The following is a 15,818-nucleotide window of genomic DNA, read 5'->3' as shown; positions in this document are numbered from 1 at the left end:
GGGCCAAGGGTTCAACCGAAGAGCCGGGCATCGAAACGGAAGATCTTTTTTTCCAGCACCTTGACGCTGGCCATCTGCGCATGCAGCGGATTGAGCAAGAGATTGAAGTCGGTCGGGCTCACCACCGATGGCACCTTCATCACCAGTTGCTTGCCCTGTTCAATCCAGTGCTGGCCGATGGCGGCGGTGCTGGCCGGGTCGCGCGCGATGTCGGACCAGTCCGGCGGCAAGCCAGGCACATAGGCCTTGCGCACGTCGGTGTCAGGTATCTCCAGCACGATGAGGAAGTAGTTGGCCCGCGGCATCAGCCCGGCCATCTGCACCAGCGACTCCAGCAAGGCCGTCGAAGCGCTGCAGCAGGTGTAGAGCACGCGCAAGCCGCGCGGATTCCAGCGGCCGCCGCTGAGCGCGGCGCCATTGCCGGACAAGTCATCGGCCGCATAGTGCCCCGGCTTGTCCTTGGCCAGCCGGTATACCTTCAAGCCGCCACCCCGAAGGCGATGCGGGCCAGGATGTCGCGCACCCGGTCATAACCCGGCTGTGTATCGAGCACTTCCAGCGGGGTCAATCCCCCCAGCGCCGCATTACCGCGACGCATCCACTGCGCAGCCAGGCCCGCATCCTCGAACACATCGGCCGCCTGCTCGCGGATGTAGAGCACACGGGCGATGCGGTCGGACTCGGAACCGGAAAGGCGTTCCTTGCGGGAAATCTTGCGCAGGATGGTGGAACTGGGCAGCCCCAGGCCGGACAGCAAGGTCTGCAAGGGAATCTGCAACAGCTCCCGGGCGACGCGCTCGGCAATGATGGCGTCCATACCGTCGCGGATGGTACGGCCCTGGCTGATCGGATCCATGCGGGCAAACCGTTCGAAGTCGCGCGGTTTGGCACCCAATCCGGGGGAACGCTTGCTGGCGGCGGCCTCGACCGTGGCACGTGTTGCCATGTTGAACCTCTCATTTGGTCAGATGCAGACTCTCATCTTAGAAGCTTCCCAAATGAGCGTCAATCTCCCATCAAATGAGAGTTGCCTGCCGTCAGCGCAACATGGCCGACATCGCCGACAAACTGTTGAGCACCCGCACCGCATATTCCGCCGTGGGGGCATCGAATTCGACGGTGACGTTGTCGGTACGCTCAAGTATTGGCAACTGGCTGAAGAGATCCGCCAGCGCCACCGTCTGCGCCTGCAGGCGACAACGCAGCGGGCCGCGCAAGGGCAGTACCGGCATGGCCGCCGGGTTGGCCAGCAGCGCAGTGACAGCCTGGCGGGCGCGCTCTTCCAGCAGCGCGCAGGATTGCCCGGGCGTGAGCGAATCGCCGCTGTTGGCGCCATAGGCCTTCTTGGTTTCGGCAAAGATCGCATGCGGGAACAAGGGCTGATTCTCTTCGATGAAGGCATCGTCACCGCTGCCGAAGATCACCGGCACGCCATGTTCGGCCGCCAGTGCGCCATACAGCCCGGCCTCGCCCAGCTCCTGCCCGCCCAGCCATACACGGGCGAAGGCAAAGCTGTTGGTGGTGTGCGCCAGGATGCCGCGCCCTTGTGCACGCGAGTGGTAACCCACCAGCATGACCGCATCGATATCGTGATCCACGCCGCCCATCATGCCCAGCACGCGCGGCTTGCCCAGTACCATGCGCGCATCCGGATGCAGCAGGTCCGGCAGCAGGTTGCGGAAGCCGCCATGCGAATCGTTGACCTTGATGGCCGTCGCGCCGGCCGCCAATGCGCCACGGATGACGGCATTGGCCTCTTCGGTCATCCAGCGCCGGGCGCGCTCATATTCGCCATTGCCGGCGCGGGTCTGCTCGGTGTGGAAGACCCCGGCCACGCCTTCGATGTCGACGGAAACCAGGATGTTGGCACGCTTGTTCATGAGGCGGTCTTTCAGGGGAAGCAATTCAGGAAGCCAGGCGCTCGCGCAGGCTCACGCGTACATGGCCATCACGCCCGCGCACGGTCTCGGCCGCAAAGAGCGCATGCACGATGGCTTGTTCGACGCAATCAGCGGCGGCATGGAACAGCGGGTCCAGCAGATGATCGGCCAGCAGCGCCAGGTGCAGGCAATCGGCATCGGCCTCGATGGCCTGGGCGGTCGAGAAGGCCAGCGCAATATCGCCGCTGCCATGGCCGTAGGCCGACCCGGTGCGCGCCAGTCCTGCCCCGGCGCGGATGGCCAGGCGCTTCAACTGCCGCGCATCCAGCGGCGCATCGGTAGCCAGAATCATGATGATGGAGCCCTTCTCGGGCGCGGTATCGGCCGTTTCGCTGGCAGCCAATCGCACACCCAGCGGATCGCCTGCCAGGATCAGTTCGGGCAGGCGCCCGAAGTTGGAGAGCACCAGCGCGCCGACGGTATAGGACTGCCCCTGTGAATCCAAAGCGGCCACGCGCGAAGCGGTACCGATACCACCCTTGAGGCCAAAGCTGGACATGCCCCGCCCCGCCCCGACCGCGCCTTGCGCGACCTCGACCGACAAGGCCGCCATCGCCAACTCAAAATGCGCTGGCTGCACGGCCATGGCCTGCAGGTCGTTGAGATAGCCGTCATTGCATTCCAGCACCAGCCCGTTGACCGTGGGCAGGCTGCGCCCGCATTCCGGATTGGCGCGCACCGTGTGGGCGATTTGCGCATTGAGCAGCGCCCCCACGGCAAAGGTGTTGGAAAGTGCGATGGGCGTTTCCAGCAAACCCAGTTCTTCCAGCTGCACCAGCCCCGCACTCTTGCCGAAACCGTTGATGACGGCCGCCGCCGCCGGCAGCTTGTGGGTGAAGAGATTGCCGCCATGCGGCGCAATCACGGTCACGCCGGTCTGCACCGCACCGGCATCGAGGGTGCAGTGACCCACGCGCACACCCTCGACATCGGTGATGCTGTTGCGCGCACCGGCGGGCAAGCGGCCGATATGCGGCACCTGCAGGTTCATCATCAGCGCTGGTCGATCTTGGGATCGAGCGCGTCGCGCAAGCCGTCGCCCAGCAGGTTGAAGGCCAGCACGGTCAGGAAGATCGCGATGCTGGGCACCAGCGCCACGTGCGGCGAGGTGACCATGTCGGCGCGGGCTTCGTTCAGCATCAGGCCCCACTCGGGCGTGGGCGATTGCGCGCCCAGGCCCAGGAAGGACAGGCCGGCCGCCGTGATGATGGAGGTACCGATGCGCATGGTGAAATACACCACGATGGCCGAGATGGTACCGGGGAAGATGTGCTTCCACATGATGGTGGTGTCGGACGCACCGATGCTGCGGGTGGCCTCGATGTAGGTCAGGTTCTTGAGCTGCAGCGTATTGCCGCGCACCAGCCGCGCAAAGGCCGGGATGCTGAACACCGACACCGAGATGATGACGTTGATCATGCCGCCGCCCAGGATGGCGACGATGCCGATGGCCAGCAAGATGCCGGGGAAGGCGAACAGCACGTCGCAGATGCGCATGACGATGCGGTCCCACCAGCCTTCATAGTAGCCGGCCAGCAGGCCGAACACAGTGCCGATCACGGCACCGATGGCCACCGAGAAGAAGCCCGAGGCCAGCGAGATGCGCGCCCCCATCAGGATGCGGCTGAAGATGTCGCGGCCCAGCGAATCGACCCCGAACCAGTGGGTCCAGGTCGGCGGCGAATTGAGGGCATCGTAGTCGAAGAAATTCTCGGCGTCGAAGGGCACGATCCAGGGAGCCAGGATGGCAATGAGGATCAGCAGCAGGATGAACACGCCCGCGTAGACGGCCAGGCGCTGCTTCTTGAACTTGCGCCAGAACTCGCGCCAGGGGGTGCGGATCTTCTGGCCGGAGGCGGCGACGGCGGCCGGATCGGGCGGCGGCAGCGGCGCGCCGGTTTCGGAGGTAGTGGCCAGAGGCGAATTGGAGAGCGACATGATTCCCCTCACTTGAAACGAATGCTGGGGTTGATCACGGCATAGAGCACGTCCACCACCAGGTTGATGAAAATGAATTCCAGCGAGAACAGCAGGATCTCGGCCTGGATGATGGGGTAGTCACGCATCTCGACGGCATCGACCAGCAGGCGTCCCATGCCCGGCCAGTTGAACACCACCTCGACCAGGATGGAGCCGCCCAGCAGGAAGCCGAACTGCAGGCCCATCATCGTCACCACCGGGATCAACGCATTGCGCAGGCAGTGCTTGATGACCACCACGGTCTCGGTCAGGCCCTTGGCACGGGCGGTACGGACGAAGTCTTCCTGCAGGATCTCGATGAAGGAAGAACGGGTAAAGCGCGCCATCACCGCGGCCACTGCCGCACCCAGCGTCAGTGAGGGAAGGATGTAGTGGCGCCAGGTTTCGTCACCGACCGTGGGCAGCCAGCCCAGCTCGACCGAGAAGACCTGCATGAGCAGGATGCCCAGCGAGAACGCCGGGAAGGAAATGCCGGAGACGGCCAGCGTCATGCCCAGGCGATCCGGCCACTTGTTGCGCCACACGGCCGAGGAAATGCCGATGATCAGACCGAACAGCACGGCCCAGATCATCGCCACGATGGTCAGCCACAAGGTGGGCCAGAAGCGCGCGGCGATCTCTTCGGAGACCGGGCGCTTGCTGCGGATGGAACGGCCGAAGTCGCCGTGGGCGGCATTGATGAAGAAGTTGATGAACTGCTCCGGCAGCGGCTTGTCCAGGCCGAGATCGGCACGCACCAGGGCGACCGTCTTTTCATCGGCTTCGGGACCAGCGGCCAGGCGTGCCGGGTCACCCGGCAGCAGGTGCACGAACAGGAAAACCAGCACCGCCACCAGCAACAGCGTGGGAATGAGGCCTAACAGGCGTTTGATGACATAGGAAAACATGGGACTCTCTGAATAAGGCTGCCCGTCGCTGGTGTGTCCACACCCTGCGGTGGAGTCGCTCCCTGCGCTGCCGGCTTGCATGGCAACGCATCGTGAATCTGTGGGGGAGGATGGCCAGCCACCCTCCCCGCTTCATTGCTGCTCTTTTCTGCTCGTTACGACGATGCAGAGAACCTGCCCAGTGCTGCAAAACTGCATGACGCGGTCTCACAGCACTGCATTTTTGCATCGGCCCGCAAGGGCCGAAAACACGGCGCCTGCTTACTTGGTGAACTCGATGTTCTCAAATTCGTAAGCCTGGTCCGGCATGATGTAGATGCCCTTGAGGTTCTTGGCGCGGGCATACAGCAGCTTTTCGGTGACCAGGAAGGCCCACGGTGCGTCCTTCCAGACTTCCTGCTGGGCGTCCTTGTACAGCGCTTCCTTTTCCTTGCGGTCGGAGACGGTCAGGGCCTTGGCGATGTCCGCATCGACCTTGTCGCTCTTGTAGTAAGCGGTGTTGAACAGGCGCGGCGGGAAGGATTCCGATGCCAGCAGCGGACGCAGGCCCCAGTCGGCTTCACCGGTCGAGGACGACCAGCCGACGTAGAACAGGCGGATCGGCGCGGTGGCCGGATCCTGCCAGCTTTCCACACGCTCCACGCGCTGGCCGGCTTCCAGGGCCTGGATCTTGGTCTTGATGCCCACTTGCGCCAGCTGCTGCTGCAGGAACTGGATCACCTTCATGGCAGTGGTGTGGGTGTAGGCCGACCACAGTTCGGTTTCGAAGCCGTTCGGATAACCGGCTTCGGCCAGCAGGGCCTTGGCCTTCTTCACGTCATAGGGCCAGGGACCGGTCTTGAAGGCGTAGTCCACGCCTTGCGGCAGCACGCCATCCATCGGGGTGGCATAGCCATTGAAGGCAACCTTGGCCAGGGCATCCTTGTTGATGGCGTAGTTGATCGCTTCGCGCACCTTCGGGTTGTCGAACGGCTTTTGCTTGACGTTCATCGACATGTAGCGCTGGATGATGGAGGGACCGGCGATCACGTCCAGGTTGCCCTTGCCCTTGAGCAGGTCAGCCTGTTCGTAGGGCAGCGGATAGGTGAACTGGGCTTCGCCGGTCTGCAGCATGGCCGAGCGCGAGTTGTTGTCCACCACCGGCTTCCACAGGATCTCGTCGACCTTGGGGTAGCCCTGCTTCCAGTAACCGTCGAACTTGGCCACCTTCACGTAGTCGGTCTGCTTCCATTCCACGAACTTGAAGGGACCGGTACCGACCGGGTGGAAGGCGATGTCCTTGTTGCCGTACTGCTTCAGCGCAGCCGGGGAGATCATCGCGGCCGACGGGTGCGCCAGCACGTTGATGAAGGCCGAGAACGGTTCCTTCAACACCACCTTGACGGTGTAGTCGTTGAGCACTTCGGTCTTGGCGATGCGGTTGAAGAGGTTGTAGCGCTTCAACTTGTTGTCCGGGTTGGTCACGCGGTCGAAGACGGCCTTGACGGCATCGGCCTTGAAGACGGTACCGTCATGGAACTTCACGCCTTGCTTCAGGCGGATGGTGTATTCCAGGCCATCCTTGCTCACCAGGTAGCCTTCGGCCAGCACCGGGATCAGCTTCATGTCCTTGTCGAAGCCATAGAGGCCCTGGTAGAAGGACTTCATCACCGACAGCGACAGCGTATCGTTGGCGTCATACGGGTCCATCGTGGTGAAGGTCGACGCTACGGCCACGGTAGCGGTCTTGGCGGCGAAGGCATTGGCCGCGCCGAATTGCAGGGCGGCGCCCAGGGTACCCAGGGCCAGCCATTTGGCGGCGCTCATTGCTTTGTTTTTTGCGGATGCGGACATCGGTCTCTCCTGATCAGTGACGCTTGAGTGGTTACAGCTTGGTTGAGATTACTGCGCTGACTGCATTTACCAAATTACAGATACGACTGAGGGAACATCACGCCAGCGCTCAAAAAGCGCCGGCAATACGGTGCTGGGCCACGAAGTGCCCCGGAGCCACTTCCCGCAGCGGCTCCACCTTGGGCTCATCGCCCACCAGCCGGATCGGGCTGGGAATTTCATCGGTCATCAGTTTCTTGCCCGGCTGGCGCAGGGTCGGATCGGCCACCGGCACGGCCGCCATCAGCTTGCGCGTGTAAGGGTGCTGGGGATTTTCGAAGATGGCGCGGCGCGGTCCGATCTCCACGATCTGCCCCAGGTACATCACCGCCACCCGATGGCTGATGCGTTCCACCACCGCCATGTCGTGCGAGATGAAGATGAAGGAGATGCCCAGCTCGGCCTGCAGGTCCAGCATCAGGTTGACGATCTGGGCTTGGATCGATACGTCCAGCGCCGATACCGATTCATCGGCGATGACGATCTTGGGGTTCAACGCCAGTGCGCGGGCGATGCAAATGCGCTGGCGCTGGCCACCGGAAAATTCGTGCGGATAGCGCTGGCCGTGCTCAGGTGTCAGGCCCACGCGGGTCAGCAGCGCATCCACGCGTTCCTGCGCACCCTCCTTCAGGCCGTGCACCAGCATCGGCTCCATGATGGAGTAGCCCACCGTCATGCGCGGGTCCAGCGAAGCGAAAGGATCCTGGAAGATGAACTGGATATCGCGGCGCAGCTCGCGCAGTTCCGAACGCGGCAGTTGCGCCAGGTCGCGGCCACCGAACTCGACCTTGCCGCCGGCGATGTCGACCAGGCGCAGCAACGAGCGCCCGGTGGTGGACTTGCCGCAGCCGGATTCGCCGACGATGGCCAGGGTCTCGCCGGAATAGAGATCGAAGCTCACCTTCTCGACCGCATGCACGCGCTGCTTGACGCGGCCGAAGATGCCGCTCTTCACGTCGAAGCGTGTGGTCAGGTCGCGCACCTTGAGGATGGGCTGGCGCTGCGCGGCAATCTCCGCCTGGGCCTGCAGTTCGCTGGCGATCAGGTCGGGACGTACCTCGGCCTGGGGCGCGATGCCAAAGCGCAGCGGCTTGTCGGTGCCGCGCATGGAACCCAGGCGCGGTACGGCCGCCAGCAGGGATTGGGTGTAGGGATGCGCAGGAGCGGCAAAGAGTGGCTTGACCTCGTTCTCTTCGACCTTCTCGCCACGGCACATCACCACCACGCGGTCGGCCACTTCGGCCACCACGCCCATGTCGTGGGTGATGAAGATCACGCCCATCTGCATCTCCTGCTGCAGCGAGCGGATCAGTTGCAGGATCTGGGCCTGGATGGTCACATCCAGCGCCGTGGTCGGTTCATCGGCAATGAGCAGCGAAGGCTTGCAGGACAAGGCCATGGCGATCATCACGCGCTGGCGCATGCCACCGGAGAGCTGGTGCGGATGGCGGCCCAGCACGCGCCTGGCTTCAGGAATGCGCACCATCTCCAGCATGCGCAGCGCCTCGGCCTGGGCGGCGGCGCGGCTCATGCCCTGGTGCAGGCGGATCGATTCGGCAATCTGCTCGCCGACGGTGAAGACCGGATTGAGCGAGGTCATCGGTTCCTGGAAGATCATGGCGATCTCCGCGCCCCGGATGCTGCGCATGGTGGCGTTGTCGGCCTGCGCCAGGTCCAGCGACTGGCCGCTGCGGCGCAGGAACTGCATGCTGCCGCTGGCGATCTTGCCGCCGCCGTGTTCGATCAGGCGCATGATGGCCAGCGACGACACCGACTTGCCCGAGCCCGATTCACCGACGATGGCCAGGGTCTCGCCCTGGTTGACGTGGAAGGACAGGTCGCGCACCGCATCGACCGTCCGTTCGGAGGTGGCAAAGCGGACATTGAGCTGACGGACATCCAGCACGCGTTGGGACTGTTGCATCTTGATTCTCTCCTGCTCGGCCGCTTCAGGCCGGTGCTGCGTAAATGGCGGTGACCGGGGCCAGTTCGCCACAGCCCCAGGCGCGATACATGCCTTCGGTATTGAAGGGCAAGGCCAGGTTGCCGTGGCGGTCGATGGCGATGAGGCCACCGCGTCCGCCCACCTTGGGCAAGGTCTCGAAGACCACGGCGCGGCTGGCGTCTTCCAGCGACTGGCCGGCATAGGCCATGCGCGCGCCGATGTCGTAGCAGGCGGCGGTGCGCATGAAGGCTTCGCCGGTGCCGGTGGCCGACACGGCCACGGTGGCGTTGTTGGCATAGCAGCCGGCCCCGATGATGGGCGAATCGCCTACGCGGCCGGGCTGCTTGTTGGTGATGCCGCCGGTCGAGGTGGCCGCAGCGAGGTTGCCGAACTGGTCCAGCGCGACGGCACCGACGGTGCCGAACTTGTTGTCGGGGTCGATGGGCTCCTTGGGCTCGGCGGCTTTTTCCGCGAAGGCGAAGGATGAGGCATCGTGGTCCAGCATCGCGCGCGACTGGCCGCGCACCCGCTGCCATTGTTCGTGGCGGGCATCGGTATGGAAGTAAGCGGGTTCGACCGTGACCGCACCGTGGCGCGCCGCAAAGGCTTCGGCGGCGGGGCCCACCAGCAGGACGTGTTCGCTGTTTTCCATCACCGTGCGTGCGGCCAGGATGGGGTTGCGCAGCTTGGTCACGCAGGCCACCGCGCCCGAGGCGAGGTCGGCACCATTCATGACACAAGCGTCCAGCTCATGCTTGCCTTCGCTGGTGTAGACGGCTCCATGGCCGGCGTTGAAGAGCGGGCAGTCTTCCAGCAGGCGCACGGCTTCGGTGACGGCTTCCAGCGCCGAACCGCCGGCGTTGAGCACGGCCTGGCCGGCCGCGACGATGTCGGACAGGGCCTGGTGATAGCGGGCCTCGTCCTCGGCCGTGAGCGAAGCGCGCGTGATGGTACCTGCGCCGCCATGGATGGCAATTACCGGAGTGGTCATGCGTTGGTCTTTCCTTTGATTGGAGCGCGCTTGGCAGTGGCCCGCACGGGCTTGCCGACCGGCGTGGCGCCGCCGCGCTGTTGCTGCTGGGCCAGGTACAGCCAGGGCAGCACGAATTCAGTCATTTGTGTCGCCGCCTGCACCGAGCGGCGTGCGCGATGCGCCACCGCATCGCACAGGGCCTGGATCAGGATCAGTGCGGCCGCATCCGAAGTGGGCGCCAGGCGGCCATGGGTCTGGGCATACAAAGCGACGTCGGCCAGCGGCACCAGCGGCGAGCCGGGCGTATCGGTGAGTGCGATCACCCGTGCCCCCTTCTCCACCGCGCGCTGGGTGAGCCAGACGGTGTCAGCCGCATAGCGGGGGAAGACCATGGCAATCACCAGGTCATCACTGTCGAGCTTGAAGAACTGGCGCGCCGCCTGCGAGGGGCCGCCCGCCATGGCCACCGAGCTGACGGTGCGCACATAGGGTTCCAGCGTATGGGCCATCAGGCCGGACAGATAGGCCGAGGCACCAAAGCCGGTGATGAAGATGCGCTGCGCAGAGAGGATCATGTCGACCGCCTGCTCGCAGTGTTCAGGCGTGAGCATGCGGCGCGTGGCCTCGATGTTGGCGATGTCGCTGTCGAAGGCGGCAGCCATGATCTCGGCACTGGTAGCGGTACGCTGGACCTGCTCGCGCAGTTTTTCCACCGGGGCCAGGGTGGTCGCAAAATCGGAAACCAGCGCGGCGCGGAAAGAGGCATAGCCGTCGAAGCCCAGCGCATGGGCGAAGCGGTTGGCGGTGGCCACCGAGATGCCGGCCGCTTCCGAGAGTTCGTCGATGGTCATGGTGGCGGCGCGGAAGGGATTGCCCAGCACGTAGTCGGCCGTCTTGCGGTGCGACTTGGACAATTGCGGATACAGCTTGCCCACGGCCTGCGCTACCGCACCGGCTCCCTGCAAACTGATGTTCTTCGGCTGTTGTGTCACCGCCCGCTACCCCGTCGTCATTGAATTCACCGCCTCCTGCAAACAAAGCGCAAAAGAAATAAATCGTTCAAATCATTTATTTCGTTTATCTCGTTTGCAGGGAGCCCTGCCACCACTGTTCTTGTCCTGTTGCGCCCGCTGGGGCGGACGTCTTTATCATCGCGCAGGACTTGTCATTTGCATCAGTCCCGCCGAAAAAATGTAAATATATTTTCATTTTCCCCGCGAGTAAAGAAAAAATACTTTCAAAAACCGAATATCCTTATAACGCACCAGAAGCACGCGATTGCCCGCATGAAATGCACCAGATGTGCGCCGGATCAACGAAGATTCATTGCGCAGCGCACCAAAAATGACAGGCCGAAGGCCGATCCGAAGACGATAAAATACGCCCCTTCCCCCAGCCCTGCCCGCTCATGAATATCCGCTTCCTCGAAACCTTCGTCTGGCTGGCCCGCTTGCGCAATTTCCGGCTCACCGCCGAGCGACTGCACACCACGCAGGCCGCCGTCTCCAGCCGCATCGCCTCGCTCGAACAGGACTTCGGCGTGCGCCTGTTCGACCGCAGCGCGCGCGAAGTCGCGCTGACCGCTGATGGCAGCAAGGCGCTGGTGTATGCCGAACGCATGGTCAAGCTCATGCGCGAGATGAAGGACGACATGTCCGACCGTGAAGTGTTTGCCGGCGTCATTCGCATCGGCGTGATCGAATCCATCGTGCACAGCTGGTTTCCGGATTTCCTCGGGCGCCTGCATAAAGCCTTTCCGCGCCTGCAGATCGAGATCGTCAGCGACACCACCATCCACCTGCACGAGCAGTTCAGCAAAAGCAACCTGGACCTGGTCCTGCAGGCCGAGCCGGTGATCGGGCCGCAAGTCAGCAACATCGCGCTGTGCGAATTCCCCATGCGCTGGGTCGGCAGCCCCAAGCTCGACATCGGCAGCGAGACGCTCTCGCTGGCCGACCTGGCGGCCTTTCCCATCATCAGCTTCGCCCGCAATTCGGGGCCGCATGCGGTGATCGAGCGCCTGTTCTCGGGCAGCGAGCGCGGTGAGCGCACGCTGCACATCAACTGCATCGCCTCGGTGGCCACCATGATCCGGCTGGCCACCGATGGCTTCGGCATCACGGCCGTGCCACCGGCGATCATCCAGCGCGAACTCAACGAAGAGAGCCTGCACCTGCTGCGCGTGGATACCGAGTTTCCGGCGCTGGCGCTGATCGCCTGTTTCCGCGCCGATCATGAAAACCCGCTGACCGAAACCGTGGCCCGCATCGCGCAGGAAACGGCGTCCGACTTCGCACTCAATTGGGGCCAGGAGATTGCGCGGCTGCCCGCCCCGCTCGGCTGAGGTCGCCCGTCCTCCCGCCTGCACGCTGGCCTGCGCGCCGATGAGCGGGCGCGCCTGGACAGCACCATCCTGAAGCAAACGGCGCCCTGCTTTTGCTCATAAGATTTTTCAATCAAGGCCGTTCAGATTTTCTTGTTGGACAGCGCCCGCCCTGCATCCCCATACTGAATTCAGACCGGCGCCTTCGGGCTGGCTCCGGAATGCCCAGCCCTGCAATGCCTGCAGCCGCTCCCATCCCAACCATGCAGAACACGACACGGCGCCGTCACGCGGACGCCGGCCACACTTGAGGAGGTTTTCCATGTCCTATTCCCCATCCGCTGCGGCCACCGCGGTGCCCGCGGCCAGCAGCAGCGCCAGCCTCGAGGCCACCTACGGCAAGATCGCCTGGCGCCTGATTCCCTTCCTGGTTTTCCTGTTCGTGCTGGCCTGGATCGATCGCGTCAACGTCGGCTTCGCCAAGCTGCAGATGCTGCAGGACCTGCAGTTCTCCGAGGCGGTCTACGGGCTGGGCGCGGGCATCTTCTTCATCGGCTATTTCCTCTTTGAAGTGCCCAGCAACCTGCTGCTGGAAAAAATCGGTGCCCGCAAGACGCTGGCCCGCATCACCATCCTCTGGGGCCTGGCTTCGATGGCCATGGCCTACGTCACCACGCCGACCAGTTTCTACATCCTGCGCTTCCTGCTGGGCATCTTTGAAGCCGGCTTCTTCCCCGGCGTGGTGCTGTATCTGACCTACTGGTTCCCGGCCAAGCGCCGTGCCCGCGTCAATGGCCTCTTCATGACCTCGTTCGCCATCGCCGGTGCAGTCGGCGGCCCCATTGCCGGGCTCATCATGAGCGGCATGGAAGGCGTGGGCCACCTGGCCAACTGGCAATGGCTCTTCATCATCGAGGGCATTCCGTCCATCCTGGCGGGCTTCGCCGTGCTGGCCTGGCTGCCGGAAAAGCCGGCCAATGCCAAGTGGCTCAGCGATGCTGAAAAAACCGCCGTCACGCAAGTGCTGGCCGCCGAGAACAGCGCACCGGGCAAGCATTTTTCTTTCAAGGACGCCTGTGCCAACTACCGCGTCTGGATCTGCGCCGCCGTGTATTTCTGCGTGGTCAGCGGCAATGCCACCATCGCCTTCTGGGCGCCGTCCATCATCAAGGAAATCGGCGTCAAGGGTAACCTGCAGATCGGCCTGATCTCGGCCATCCCCTTCGTGGCCGGCACGCTGGCCATGGTGTGGAACGGCTTCCACTCCGACAAGACCGGCGAGCGCCGCCTGCACAGCGCCATCGCCACGCTCATCGCCTGCATCGGCTTGATCGCTACCGGCATGACGCTGGGCAATGCGACGCTGGCCCTGTGCTCGCTGACGCTGGCCGCCATCGGCATCCTGGCAGCCTTCCCGGTGTTCTGGTCGATTCCCGGTGCGTTCCTGGCCGGCACAGCTGCGGCCGGTGGCATCGCCCTGATCAACTCCATCGGCAACCTGGCCGGCTTCGTGGCCCCTTACATGATCGGCGCATTGAAGACCAGCACCGGGTCGCTCTCGTCGGGCCTGTATTTCGTGGCCGCCCTTGAATTCCTCGCCAGCTTCCTGGTGGTGGTATTCGTCAAAAAACACTGATGATGCACTGATCTCCCCCTTGGCTGGCCGCCTCCCCGGCCAGCCTCCCCTGAATCACCCTGTAGGAACAGAAACTCATGAAGCTGACCTTTACCCTCCCCGACCAATCCACCCTCCAGGCCGACATCGACACGCTGGTCATCGCCGGCTGGGCCGGCCGCGACATGGCGGCCATCGAGCATCACATCGAAGAACTGGAAGCCCTGGGCATCTCGCGTCCCAGCGCGGTGCCGCTGTTCTATCGCGTCTCGGCCAACCAGCTTTCGCAAGCCGCGCAGGTGCAGGTGCTGGGCGAGGCGTCTTCCGGCGAAGTGGAGACCTTCGTCTTCAACTGCAGTGGCGAACTGTATGTCTCGATCGCCTCCGACCACACCGACCGCAAGCTGGAAGCGCACAGCGTGGCCTTCTCCAAGCAGGCCTGCGTGAAGCCCGTGGGCAGCAGCGCATGGAAGCTCTCGGAGGTGGCCGAGTACTGGGATGAACTGGTGATCCGCTCCTGGATCGAGGAAGACGGCGCCACCAAGCTCTACCAGGAAGGCACGCTGGCCTCGCTGCGTACGCCCGGCGACCTGATCGCGCGCTTCACGCAAGGCGGCGCCACCCTGCCCGAGGGCTGCGGCATGACCTGCGGCACCGTGGGGGCCATCGGCGGCATCCGTGCTGCGGCCTCCTTCACCATGGAATTGTTCGACCCGCGCCGCCAGCGCGCCCTGCGCCACCATTACGTGGCCGAGTCGCTGGCCGAAGTGGCCTGATTTTCCAGGGCGGTCCAGCCGGGCCGCCCTTGTGCCTTTGTTGGATGCGCCAGGCAATGCGATACTTGCGCATCTGCGAAATGTCTTCGTCCGACCACACGACTTCCTCATCATGCCGAGCACACTCTCCCAACTGGCCGCCGACCTCGATGCCGGCCGCATCACTTCCCTGCAACTGACCGAACAAGCCCTGGCCCGCATCGCCGATCCGGCGGGCGAAGGCGCGCGCGTCTTCACCAGCGTCTACGCCGAGCAGGCGCGCGCTGCCGCCCGTGCTTCCGACACCCTGCGCGCGGCCAAACTGTGCCGCTCGCCGCTGGAAGGTGTACCGGTCTCGGTCAAGGATCTGTTTGATGTCGCCGGCGAAACCACGCTGGCCGGCTCGGTCGTGCTGCGCGGCAAGCCCGCTGCCACCGCACATGCGGCGGTGGTGCAGAACCTGCTCAAGGCCGGTGCCATCGTCATCGGCAAGACCAACATGACCGAGTTCGCCTACTCGGGCCTGGGCATCAATCCGCATTACGGCACGCCGCAAAACACCTGGGAGCGCAATGTCGAAGGCGGCCGCATTCCCGGCGGTTCTTCTTCCGGCGCGGCCATCTCGGTGACCGATGGCATGGCCTTCGCCGCGGTCGGGTCCGATACCGGCGGCTCCGTGCGCATCCCCTCGGCACTGAACGGCCTGACCGGATTCAAGCCCACGGCCGCGCGAGTGTCCATGCAAGGTGTACTGCCACTGTCCGCTTACCTGGACTCGATTGGCCCGCTGGCTGTATCGGTAGAATGCTGCGCCATCATGGACGCTGTACTGGCCGGTGAAACGTATGTGCCTGTGGTCCCGCACCCGCTGCGCGGCCTGCGCCTGCTGGCCCCGACCAACGTGGTGCTGGACGCCATGGACGAGACCGTCGGCAAGGCCTATCGCGCCGCGCTGGACAAACTCGCCGCCGCCGGTGCCGTCATCGTCGAAGCCGAAGTACCGGCCTTCAACGCCCTGGCCGCCATCAACGCCAAGGGCGGCTTCACCGCTGCCGAAGCCTACGCCTGGCATCGCGCCCTGATCGCCGAGAACGCCGCCGGCTACGACCAGCGCGTGGTCTCGCGCATCCTGCGCGGCAAGGACATGAGCGCCGCCGACCTGCTCGACGTGCTGCACGCCCGTCCGCGCTGGATCGCCCAGGTGCAGGCGCAACTGGCCGGCTACGATGCGCTGGTCATGCCGACCGTCCCCATCGTTGCGCCCCGCATTGCCGAACTGCAAGCCAGCGATGATGCCTATTACGCCGCCAACGGCAAGATCCTGCGCAATCCGACGCTGATCAACTTCCTCGATGGCTGCGCCGTCTCCCTGCCCTGCCATGCGCCGGGCAGCGCCCCGGTCGGGCTGTCGCTGGCGGCGGCCGGCGGTGAGGACAAGCGCCTGCTGTCGATTGCCCTGGCGGTGGAAGGACTGCTGGCCGCCTGATCCCCGGATTTGCTCCCTTGACAAGGCTTTCGTGCGCGCAAG

14 protein-coding genes are annotated in these 15,818 nt (G+C 64.2%); 4 read left to right on the top strand and 10 right to left on the bottom strand.

Annotation, left to right across the window (positions count from 1 at the left end):
- Positions 1-11 precede the first annotated feature (11 nt).
- The 10 genes from FYB76_RS01310 to FYB76_RS01265 form a co-directional block, all read right to left on the bottom strand.
- Positions 12-482 (bottom strand): RES family NAD+ phosphorylase, encoded by a 471-nt coding sequence (locus FYB76_RS01310; protein WP_154132424.1) that lies wholly within the window; start codon positions 480-482, stop codon positions 12-14.
- Complete coding sequence (locus FYB76_RS01305) at positions 479-946, bottom strand: antitoxin Xre/MbcA/ParS toxin-binding domain-containing protein (RefSeq protein WP_154132423.1); 468 nt, start codon at positions 944-946, stop codon at positions 479-481. Before FYB76_RS01305 ends, FYB76_RS01310 begins: the two co-directional genes overlap by 4 nt.
- 91 nt (positions 947-1,037) lie before the next feature.
- Positions 1,038-1,880, bottom strand: a complete 843-nt coding sequence (locus FYB76_RS01300) for a M55 family metallopeptidase (RefSeq protein WP_154132422.1) — start codon at positions 1,878-1,880, stop codon at positions 1,038-1,040.
- Between the two features lie 25 nt (positions 1,881-1,905).
- Positions 1,906-2,934, bottom strand: coding sequence for a P1 family peptidase (locus FYB76_RS01295; protein ID WP_195724547.1), 1,029 nt, complete (start codon positions 2,932-2,934; stop codon positions 1,906-1,908).
- The gene (gene gsiD / locus FYB76_RS01290; protein ID WP_034337513.1) at positions 2,934-3,878 is read right to left on the bottom strand and encodes a glutathione ABC transporter permease GsiD; all 945 of its coding nucleotides are present in this window, start codon (positions 3,876-3,878) and stop codon (positions 2,934-2,936) included. Before gsiD ends, FYB76_RS01295 begins: the two co-directional genes overlap by 1 nt.
- A gap of 8 nt (positions 3,879-3,886) precedes the next feature.
- Positions 3,887-4,807 carry a glutathione ABC transporter permease GsiC gene (gene gsiC, locus FYB76_RS01285; protein ID WP_154132421.1) on the bottom strand — a complete coding sequence of 307 codons (921 nt, stop codon included), beginning with the start codon at positions 4,805-4,807 and terminating at the stop codon, positions 3,887-3,889.
- A gap of 261 nt (positions 4,808-5,068) precedes the next feature.
- Positions 5,069-6,613, bottom strand: a complete 1,545-nt coding sequence (gene gsiB, locus FYB76_RS01280; RefSeq protein ID WP_370516282.1) for a glutathione ABC transporter substrate-binding protein GsiB — start codon at positions 6,611-6,613, stop codon at positions 5,069-5,071.
- Between the two features lie 136 nt (positions 6,614-6,749).
- A complete protein-coding gene (locus FYB76_RS01275; protein ID WP_088754244.1) occupies positions 6,750-8,603 on the bottom strand; it encodes a dipeptide ABC transporter ATP-binding protein in 1,854 nt (617 codons plus the stop codon).
- Positions 8,604-8,628: 25 nt separating this feature from the next.
- Positions 8,629-9,615, bottom strand: coding sequence for an isoaspartyl peptidase/L-asparaginase family protein (locus tag FYB76_RS01270; RefSeq protein ID WP_088754243.1), 987 nt, complete (start codon positions 9,613-9,615; stop codon positions 8,629-8,631).
- Positions 9,612-10,589 carry a MurR/RpiR family transcriptional regulator gene (locus FYB76_RS01265; RefSeq protein ID WP_145602654.1) on the bottom strand — a complete coding sequence of 326 codons (978 nt, stop codon included), beginning with the start codon at positions 10,587-10,589 and terminating at the stop codon, positions 9,612-9,614. The genes FYB76_RS01270 and FYB76_RS01265 overlap by 4 nt, the downstream gene beginning before the upstream one ends.
- A gap of 416 nt (positions 10,590-11,005) precedes the next feature.
- Between FYB76_RS01265 and FYB76_RS01260 the strand changes: the two genes are divergently transcribed.
- The 4 genes from FYB76_RS01260 to FYB76_RS01245 all read left to right on the top strand — a co-directional run bounded on the left by FYB76_RS01260 (position 11,006) and on the right by FYB76_RS01245 (position 15,776).
- A complete protein-coding gene (locus FYB76_RS01260) occupies positions 11,006-11,941 on the top strand; it encodes a LysR family transcriptional regulator (protein WP_154132420.1) in 936 nt (311 codons plus the stop codon).
- A 301-nt stretch (positions 11,942-12,242) separates the two neighbouring features.
- Positions 12,243-13,556 carry an MFS transporter gene (locus tag FYB76_RS01255; protein WP_154132419.1) on the top strand — a complete coding sequence of 438 codons (1,314 nt, stop codon included), beginning with the start codon at positions 12,243-12,245 and terminating at the stop codon, positions 13,554-13,556.
- 77 nt (positions 13,557-13,633) lie between these two features.
- The gene (locus FYB76_RS01250) at positions 13,634-14,311 is read left to right on the top strand and encodes a DUF2848 domain-containing protein (RefSeq protein WP_154132418.1); all 678 of its coding nucleotides are present in this window, start codon (positions 13,634-13,636) and stop codon (positions 14,309-14,311) included.
- Positions 14,312-14,423: 112 nt separating this feature from the next.
- Entirely contained in the window at positions 14,424-15,776 is a 1,353-nt protein-coding gene (locus FYB76_RS01245; protein WP_154132417.1) for an amidase, read from the top strand.
- Positions 15,777-15,818 lie beyond the last annotated feature (42 nt).

Origin of the sequence: Herbaspirillum sp. CAH-3 (assembly GCF_009668275.1) — a bacterium.
Lineage (GTDB): Bacteria > Pseudomonadota > Gammaproteobacteria > Burkholderiales > Burkholderiaceae_D > Herbaspirillum > Herbaspirillum aquaticum.
This window is presented reverse-complemented; position numbering and strand designations above follow the sequence as displayed.